General features: G+C 45.0%; 7 protein-coding genes. 4 read left to right on the forward strand and 3 right to left on the reverse strand.

Annotated elements, in window-relative coordinates:
- The coding region (gene dcuC / locus ACRC27_RS08260; RefSeq protein ID WP_438639651.1) for a C4-dicarboxylate transporter DcuC at positions 1–1,232 on the reverse strand (1,232 nt) is incomplete at its 3' end.
- 787 nt (positions 1,233–2,019) lie between these two features.
- Between dcuC and ACRC27_RS08265 the strand changes: the two genes are divergently transcribed.
- A complete protein-coding gene (locus ACRC27_RS08265) occupies positions 2,020–2,820 on the forward strand; it encodes a TSUP family transporter (RefSeq protein WP_438630204.1) in 801 nt (266 codons plus the stop codon).
- A 153-nt stretch (positions 2,821–2,973) separates the two neighbouring features.
- Here ACRC27_RS08265 and ACRC27_RS08270 read toward each other — a convergent pair whose 3' ends face one another.
- Positions 2,974–3,594 carry a trimeric intracellular cation channel family protein gene (locus tag ACRC27_RS08270; protein ID WP_438621617.1) on the reverse strand — a complete coding sequence of 207 codons (621 nt, stop codon included), beginning with the start codon at positions 3,592–3,594 and terminating at the stop codon, positions 2,974–2,976.
- A 391-nt stretch (positions 3,595–3,985) separates the two neighbouring features.
- Here ACRC27_RS08270 and ACRC27_RS08275 point away from each other — a divergent pair, with 391 nt between their 5' ends.
- The 3 genes from ACRC27_RS08275 (at position 3,986) to ACRC27_RS08285 (ending at position 6,953) form a co-directional block, all read left to right on the forward strand.
- Positions 3,986–4,270 (forward strand): YfcL family protein, encoded by a 285-nt coding sequence (locus tag ACRC27_RS08275; RefSeq protein ID WP_438621618.1) that lies wholly within the window; start codon positions 3,986–3,988, stop codon positions 4,268–4,270.
- Between the two features lie 517 nt (positions 4,271–4,787).
- Positions 4,788–6,212, forward strand: coding sequence for an amidohydrolase (locus ACRC27_RS08280; RefSeq protein WP_438621619.1), 1,425 nt, complete (start codon positions 4,788–4,790; stop codon positions 6,210–6,212).
- Positions 6,213–6,512: 300 nt separating this feature from the next.
- On the forward strand, positions 6,513–6,953 hold the full coding sequence (locus tag ACRC27_RS08285; RefSeq protein WP_438639652.1) for a membrane-associated Zn-dependent protease 1: 441 nt from the start codon (positions 6,513–6,515) through the stop codon (positions 6,951–6,953).
- Between the two features lie 308 nt (positions 6,954–7,261).
- Here the strand turns inward: ACRC27_RS08285 and mnmC are convergent.
- Positions 7,262–8,356 (reverse strand): FAD-dependent 5-carboxymethylaminomethyl-2-thiouridine(34) oxidoreductase MnmC (mnmC, locus tag ACRC27_RS08290; protein ID WP_438639653.1); only part of this gene is annotated, 1,095 nt, incomplete at its 5' end.

An 8,356-nucleotide genomic window follows, 5' to 3' on the forward strand; every position in this document is an offset into this window, starting at 1 on the left:
ATTGGGGATATGGTGCGGCCAATACCGGCAGCTAGTTGCATTGGCAGCAACATGGAAACGGCATGAATACCTACTTTCCCTGCAATATCCGGTACCATAGCGGCGAATGAGAAGAAAGGTGCGTTACCTGACCCCATCAGGAATGCCGCAACGGTAATAATAACTACCATCAGCAACACGAGGAAAACTGGCGAAACATTTGAAGCAATCGCCCCGTGGATCACCATATCCAAAATACCAATAGCTTTCAGGCCGTGTGCCAGTGTTTGGCCAGCAATAATCAGGCTGACAACGCGCGCAAAAGCCTTACCCATGGCATCAAAGAACACCAATATATCTTTGAAGACTTTTTTACCGCCAAAACGCAGAGTCTCGACAGCCATGGCTACCGCAAAGCTGATCAGCATAGCGGTTACAACATCAATTTTCACCGTTGAGATGATCATTTTACTGAATGTGAAAATCAGGATCAGCGGGATCATCGGGAACAGGGCATACCACAGTGGCGGCGTGCTCAAGGTCTGTTCGGTATTTTCAGTCTCTTCATACGCCACCGGATTTTTAGCTTCACGCAGATCAAACCAGCGCTGTACGACCATGTGCAAAACCGCAATCGTCAGCATTCCGGCAATAGCAACAGGGCCTTGATAGGTCAGGAAGTACTCTGTAACCGGCATCTCAGCAATTTTAGATGCCAGATTAACGTTGCCCGATGCTGGGCCAAGATCCAAACAGGCTGTTGTTGCAATCACGGCTGCCGCTGACATACGGCTGACCCCTAAATTGATCATGATAGGGTACATAGTTACCATCAGTAACAGACCCAAACCTGCCGCACTAGGAATAAAGATATTTAGCAATTGGCCTAAGATATAGCCCATTGCCATCACTAAATAGGGGTTACGAATGATCGAAAGCGGTCGGGTTGAAATCGCTACCAGTGCGCGGGATGCACCGATATGATCCATATATTTAGCAAAGCCACCTACGGCCATGATAATCAGACCCAGATCGGCAACGGTGCTGCCCATCATGCCTTTAATATAATAGAAAATATCAAGCCAGACAGAGCCACTTGATTTTGCTTCTGGAAGCGGTGTGCCTGTTTCAAGTAAAATGGCTGATGCTAATAAAATGATACCCGCCATAAAAAGAACCATTTGCGGATTATATTTTTTAACGATCAGATAACCGGTTGCAAATACAACAACCAAACTGATGAGAGCTACCATGTAGGATATCCTTGTAACAAAAATGATGTATATCAGGTAGAAAAAGAAAATTGTTATCAGCTTTATTATTTTGTATGTACAACATAGTGCACACACATTATGTCGGTTATCACGCTGTAAAACATAATCTGTTAATAGCGAAGTACTGACATGCGCTAATCTACGTTAAGCTGAAATTGTAATAAAAACCACTGAACATCCATATGCACAGCATAATATGGTTATTTTAAGAGCGGCGACTTTCGCATGAATAGATAAATCAGGTCAATCACTCACAGTCAGGTTACGTGAAGTTGATCTGCATGGTGATTATTAAAAGGGCACTGCTCACAAATCTGTATTAAGTTAATATGAGTTAAGTTGCGTTGAGTTATTAACTGAATGATAAATTAAGTGATGCTGCATCGTGGTCAATATTCGATTTTAGTCAGTAGGTTATTTACATTTTTGTTTTATTTATAATTTATGATTGCGAGCAGTTTTCTGTGAATTATATATTTGTGTGATGAATTTATTCTATTTTTATTTAATCAGCATACCTGATTGATTGTTACAATTTAAATGAATTTAATTAACTTTCGAGTAAAAATTATTATCTTGAATCCGCGCCCAATTTTATAAACCACCACAATAAATCAAACTGTTTTATTTATGACGATGAGCGGCCCTATGTCGCCCTCAGAAATAGTCATAAATGATATATAACATGCGATCCAGTTCCTTTGTTGAGGTTTCATTACGCGCTAAAATGGCGATCTTGCCCCAGAAATAGAAGTAAGGATGCCAGTTGGAATTCGGGTTTTCGGTTGAAATTATCGCATTGTTGTTTGCGGCGGCCATGCTATCAGGTTTTATTGATGCTATAGCCGGTGGTGGCGGGTTAATTACTGTTCCGGCACTGCTGGCGGCAGGGTTGCCACCGGCCATGGCTCTGGGGACAAATAAATTACAGGGAACAGGGGGCTCATTTTCTGCCAGTTGGTATTTTATCCGACAAGGGGCGGTAAAATTAACTGATATCAAGTTTATGATTGGTTGCACCTTTATCGGCTCGGTATTGGGTACGCTGCTGGTGCAAACTATTGATACATCCATGCTGCGGCAGGTGTTACCTTTTTTGATTGTTGCGGTAGGGCTCTATTTTTTGCTAACCCCGACACTGGGGGCTACTGACCGGCATAGCCGTCTTTCGTATGTCGCATTTGGTTTAACGGCAGGTTTTGGTGTGGGCTTTTACGATGGCTTTTTTGGCCCAGGAACGGGCTCATTTTTTGCCGTAGCCTTTGTTACGTTGCTCGGGTTTAATTTGGCTAAAGCCACCGCACACACAAAAGTGCTTAATTGCACATCAAATATCGCTTCGTTACTGTTTTTTGCGCTGGGTGGAAAGGTGGTGTGGAGTATCGGGCTGGTGATGATGGCTGGGCAATTTATTGGCGCTCGTTTAGGGGCCGGTATGGTGATGACCCGTGGGCAAAAGCTGATCCGCCCGATGATTGTGACCGTTTCAGTATTGATGACCGGAAAAATGCTGTTTGATAGCCATGGCGCGCAGTTTTCACTGTGGTTTAGTTCGCTGATGAGTTAGTTAGCGCATCGGCTGATCAATGAGTGAATGATCAATCTCTCATTATGTTGACCAATAAAAAGGCCAGATTAATCAATCTTCGGCCTTTTTATTTTTGGCTCTCTCTTATTCGTGATTATCTGTATTTACCTATTACGTTTTTCATACCGTCATTTAATGCTCTTCTGTCTGCTGGTAATTAAATACCGGCAAACCGAGTGAAAAATGCATGGCCAGTAAACGTGCAGCAAATCCGGCAACCAAGGTGATCAGGGTGACGCTGTTTTGATCTAAACCAAAGTAGGGTAAGCCGATATACAAAATGCCCGATGCAAAAGAGATCCCCGCATACAACTCTTTTTGAAACACCAAGGGGATCTGATTACAGAGTAAATCACGTAATACCCCACCGAATGCACCGGTAATCACCGCAGCAATCACCGCAATAATCGGCCCGTGGTTCATATCCAGTGCAACCTGCGCACCGATAATCGAAAAGACAATCAAACCCAGTGCATCGAGCACCAAAAACACCTTACGCAGATGCTTCATTACCGGTGAAATCCATACCGTTAAAATCGCGGCACACGCCACAATAACAATATAGTGCGGGTGTTTGACCCAGCCTAACGGGAAGTGCCCCAGCAGCATATCGCGGATAGATCCGCCGCCGATGGCAGTAACGCTGGCGATAATAATTACCCCAAACAGATCCATCTTGCGGCGGCCTGCAGCCAGAGCTCCGGTCATCGCTTCTGCCGTGATCCCGATTAGATATAAAATAGTAAGCAGCATAAAAGAGTGTCGCCATGCATGAAAATAGACCAATGTAGCACTTCACCGATATGTTTTTACTAATCGATAGATAACATACCGAACCCTTACCGCGCTATTTTACGATGAAATACTCTTTTTTTCGCATTAGTAATTCTTATTTATTTATGTTTTTCATGTATGAGCTGTGTACTGAAAAATGAGCATAAGACTAATAGAATATATGTGATGTGGTTCATGTTTTTTTGGTTAAAGCAGTGAGTCGGCTAAGAGGAACGATCACTGGTTGACAATATTTGTACTACAAATTATGGGGATACAGATAAATTACTGTTCCGGTAAACAGTGATAATATGCTCTCATACCGTGGAATTGGCCGCGTAACCCCCTATACAGTATGAGAACAACAGGCATGAGCGTTGAGATAGTTGAATTTGAAAGCCGGATACTAGCCCTGATTGATAACATGGTTGAGCAGGCCACTGACGATGAGTTATTTGCTGGCGGCTATTTACGCGGGCACATTACACTGGCAGCAGCACAGGCAGATCTGGCCGGTGACAATACCCTTGTGGCACTGGCGGCTTGTGTTGATGCCAGCCTTAATGCGGCCATTGCTAACGGTGAGCTATCGCCACCGGATCAAGAGTTAGTTCGTGGCTTATGGGGTAGTTTGTTACAGCAAATTCAGCCATAACCACCGTAACGTCATATCGGTTTTATTGACTCGAGCCAGAAATATCTTACGGATACTTCTGGTTTTTTATTGCAGCGGATTACCGTTGATTGATGTTTTTTTTTTGCAAAAATAGCACTTGTAATAAATAGCATCGCTGATGAATGGTTTTTGTTATATATCACTCCTTTAATAAATAATCTCTTTGGTGAATAGTACCAGAGTGAAACTTTCATTCTCTGTTTTTATTTATCCCGTATATTAAAATCTTTTTTTCTTCTTTTTATTAAAAGTAGCAGCTCAGTTACCTTTGGTTTAAGTTATTAGGTATATATTCCTTTTATATAGTTACCTTTCCCTTTCCCATTAATTTTTATTGATAAGTGAAAAATTAATTGATGGGTTGCAGAAATAAGAAAACTGAAAGCATTGCCGCAAAGCTGCCCTGAGTTGTGCCCAATGTTAATAAAAGCAGTTTTTTGTTGAACACTGTTTTAGCGTGTAGTATTAAAGCAGTGTATATAAAAAAGGAGTTAATATGCGTTTATCACATTCACGGGTGCTTGTACCATTGGCGGCGCTGATGAGTTCATTTTTAGCATTGGCTGCCGATTCACCGTCTGCACAGGGTAAAAACATGGCAACAACCGAAGTTGCAGCGGCTACAACGCCCGCAGGCGCACGTCAGCCAGTACTCTCCTCTGCGTTAATTAAAAAAGTGAGCAGTGCCGTTGATGCAGACACCGCCCGCCTAACGGGAATTTTTAAAGATATTCACCAGCACCCTGAAATTGCGTTTACAGAGCAGCGAACTGCCGCCATTGTCAGTAAAGAGCTCAAAGCGTTGGGTTTTGAGGTAACAGAAGGCATTGGTAAAACCGGTGTAGTCGGGGTCTTTAAAAATGGTAATGGCCCAACGGTCTGGTACCGCGCGGATATGGATGCAAACGCCGTACGCGAAGAGACCGGCCTGCCGTATGCCGCAACCCAGAAACAGCGTTTAGCGGATGGTACAGAAGTTGATGCCATGCATGCCTGTGGGCACGATGCGCACACCACATGGTTGCTCGGCACGGCAAAAGCTTTGGTTGATCTGAAAAATGAGTGGTCAGGCACACTGGTCGTCTACGCACAACCGGCAGAAGAGCTGGGTACCGGTGCGCAGGCCATGGTGCAAGATAAGCTTTGGGAGCGCGGTTTCCCGAAACCTGATTATGCATTTGGTGCACATACCGCACCAGGCCCCGTGGGTGTGGTAGCCAGTGCTCCCGGCGTGCGGATGGCGGGTGTTGACCAGCTTGATATCTTGTTCCAAGGCGTAGGTGGCCACGGTTCAACCCCACAAATGACCATAGATCCGGTTGTTATGGCGTCACAGGCTGTGCTGGCGTATCAAACCATTATTAGCCGTAATATTGACCCGCAAGCCGCTGCAGTACTGTCAGTTGGCTCTATTGTGACAGGCCGTGATAACAACGTCATTCCGAATACCGCAGAGCTAAAACTAAATCTGCGCTGGTTTACGCCAGAAATTCGTGAGCAACTGATTAAGCGTATTGATGAAGTCAACCGGGGTATCGCCATCTCAGCAGGCGTTCCGGAAGATAAAATGCCGACGCGTACCATGAAAGGCAATGCCGGTCCGGTTGTGAACAATGCGGCACTGGTTGAAAAAATCAATCCAGAGCTTGAACAACTGTTGGGGAAAGGAAAGTTGATTGAACAGTTCCCTGCCGTAATGGGGTCGGAAGATTTCCAAGAAGCGTTCAAAGGGCTTGATGTTCCGTACTCTTACATGCTCATTGGTGTTGCGCCACCGGATCTGTTTGCTGCGGCACGCGCCAAAGGCATGCCATTCCCGTACTCAAATCACAACCCTGACTTCTTTGTTGATTTGGCTGCCATACCGCTCGGTGCAAAAGTGAATACAGTAACTGCACTGGCTATTTTTGGTAAAAAATAGCAGTAACCCCTGAAATAAAGGGGGTGATTAAAATAAATATATGCCGGTCTGATTTTTCAGACTGGCATTTTTGTTTTTGTACGTGTACTTCCGTTGTTGCAAAAAATGGAAGGCTATATTCATTTTTTCGCCTTGCTATCTCTCATCGCGCTGCTTAATCTTAAAAAGATATTGATATAAAACAGCGGTATTGGGAAAGGTGAATTCTTTTCTTTGTTCAATATCGTTTTTCTTTTTGGTATAGCGTTGCGGAGAGTAGCAATAATGTCACTGCGTTCTTTTTTCAGGATAGGGCGGTTTTTGCTCTTACTTCCTTTGTTAAGCAGTGCCTCTGTGTATGCGGCAGGGCAAGCACATTTATTGTTTCATATGGGGCTGGGTGCGAATGGGCAGTTTTTTGTTGGTGGAACAATCCAAAATAAAGGGGATGCACCAATTACTTCCGGTTATGTTACGGTGCTGGCACTGACCGAAAACTGTGCTCCGCAAAAAACCTACACCATTGATTACTCGGTGATAGAGCCAAATCAGAAGATTGAGTTCAGAGTACCGGTTACTGGGCATTTAGCCGGTTATCGTTTAGTCGGGTTTAATGCGTTTGATGATATGGGGTTTGAATTGCCGGCAGTTGATGAAACGCACGAGATCATTAAACAGCGCGAGCCAGAAGAGCGAAGCAAATGCTTACTGAGTAGGGATAAAGCCCCTGTAGCCACACCCACAGTAACGCAGGCGCAGTAAATCTCGTGAAGGTTTTGCACTTAATGCCGTATTGATAAACGTTATTTGAAAATGGCATTGAGTGGTAATATAACCTGATACCATTGACTGTCATTAACGGATAATAAAGTGCAAACTTTGCTGCATGAGCGGTGATTTTTACTTATTCAATTAATGCCCATCATTTAATTTCTCTTATCCGCTGTGCCTTATATACCCGTCCTTTGGGTCAGGGAAGATCTCAATTAGTGCTGTTATGCCGATTATTGCTGGCATAACAGCCTTGTTTATTTTATTGCCCGTTTTTGTTCCTGCCTTTATTGCTATTTTTAATTTCTATCCGCTTTTGCAGTATGTTGTTCACCCATGACAATCGGTTTGCCTTTTAACAGTTTGCGTATCCAATAACGGTTCGGATTTAGCGCCTGTAAAATCTCCTCTTCCAATGGCAGAGGTTCACCGTTCATTTGCGCGGCCAGCAGCTCGGCCAGCAGGGGTGCACTGGTTAAACCGCGTGAACCGAGTGCTGCAAGCACAAACAGATCCGGATGATACGGTGCTGGCGCGATAGTCTCAGGGCTTTGGCGCAATTGCTGTTGTAAATCAGCGTATTGACTGAGTGTTGCAACATAATCAGGCACAGCCCCCATCATCGGGAAGTGATCGCGGGTCGCACAGCGGATCGCAGCACGTGCTTTGTCACCGGTTTGTATCTGTTTAGCCCACGTCGCATTGGGTAAACTGCGCTGCAACTTAGCCAGATTCTCCTGCTGATCAGCAGCCCGTAACGCAGTATCGGTATCACTGCGCCCGTAAGTCGCCCCTAAACAGTGGTGGTGTGTATTATCGCCAGCCGTTATCGGTGTCAGATCAGTTGGTGTTAAATAGCCTTCGTAGCACAATACCGTACGTAGCGCTGAAAGTGCTGGATGCGTCGGCACGTGTGATACTTGCCCGCGCACCGATGATAAAGGTAAGCGCTCACTTTGCGTATACTGCGTTACGCGATGGCCATTAGCCAATACAACAACCGCATGCCGATAAGATGAATTGTGAGTCTCCTCAGCGTCTGAGGTTTTTGATACGCCGGACAGCAACCAGTGATTATCAGTACGTTCCAGCGCAGTGATAGGGTGCTGATAATGTACAGTCAGGCCCCGTTTCTCAAGGTGGTTAAGCACATTTTCAGTGAGTTGAGCCGGATACAACCAGCCTCCCTGTGGGTACTCTGCCGCAGAGACGTTGACCTCAACCCCCGCGCGCTGGTTGGCACTTTCAGTGGTGTGAGCACAAACTAACTCGGTGGGCCACGGTGTGCCGTCTGATGTATTAAGCAGAGCATTGAGCTTTGTGCTGCTGTGGTGGTCATAACCTAACTGCAATACACCACACCACTGATGATCAAATGCCACATCTGCAGCGGC

The organism is Plesiomonas sp., assembly GCF_051650925.1.
GTDB lineage: Bacteria > Pseudomonadota > Gammaproteobacteria > Enterobacterales > CAMTGL01 > Plesiomonas.

Coding starts and splice junctions, on each gene's coding strand:
- ACRC27_RS08270 (WP_438621617.1), bottom strand. CDS start 3,594: ATGCTGCTTACTATTTTATATCTAATCGGGATCACGGCAGAAGCGATG.
- ACRC27_RS08275 (WP_438621618.1), top strand. CDS start 3,986: ATGAGCGTTGAGATAGTTGAATTTGAAAGCCGGATACTAGCCCTGATT.
- ACRC27_RS08280 (WP_438621619.1), top strand. CDS start 4,788: ATGCGTTTATCACATTCACGGGTGCTTGTACCATTGGCGGCGCTGATG.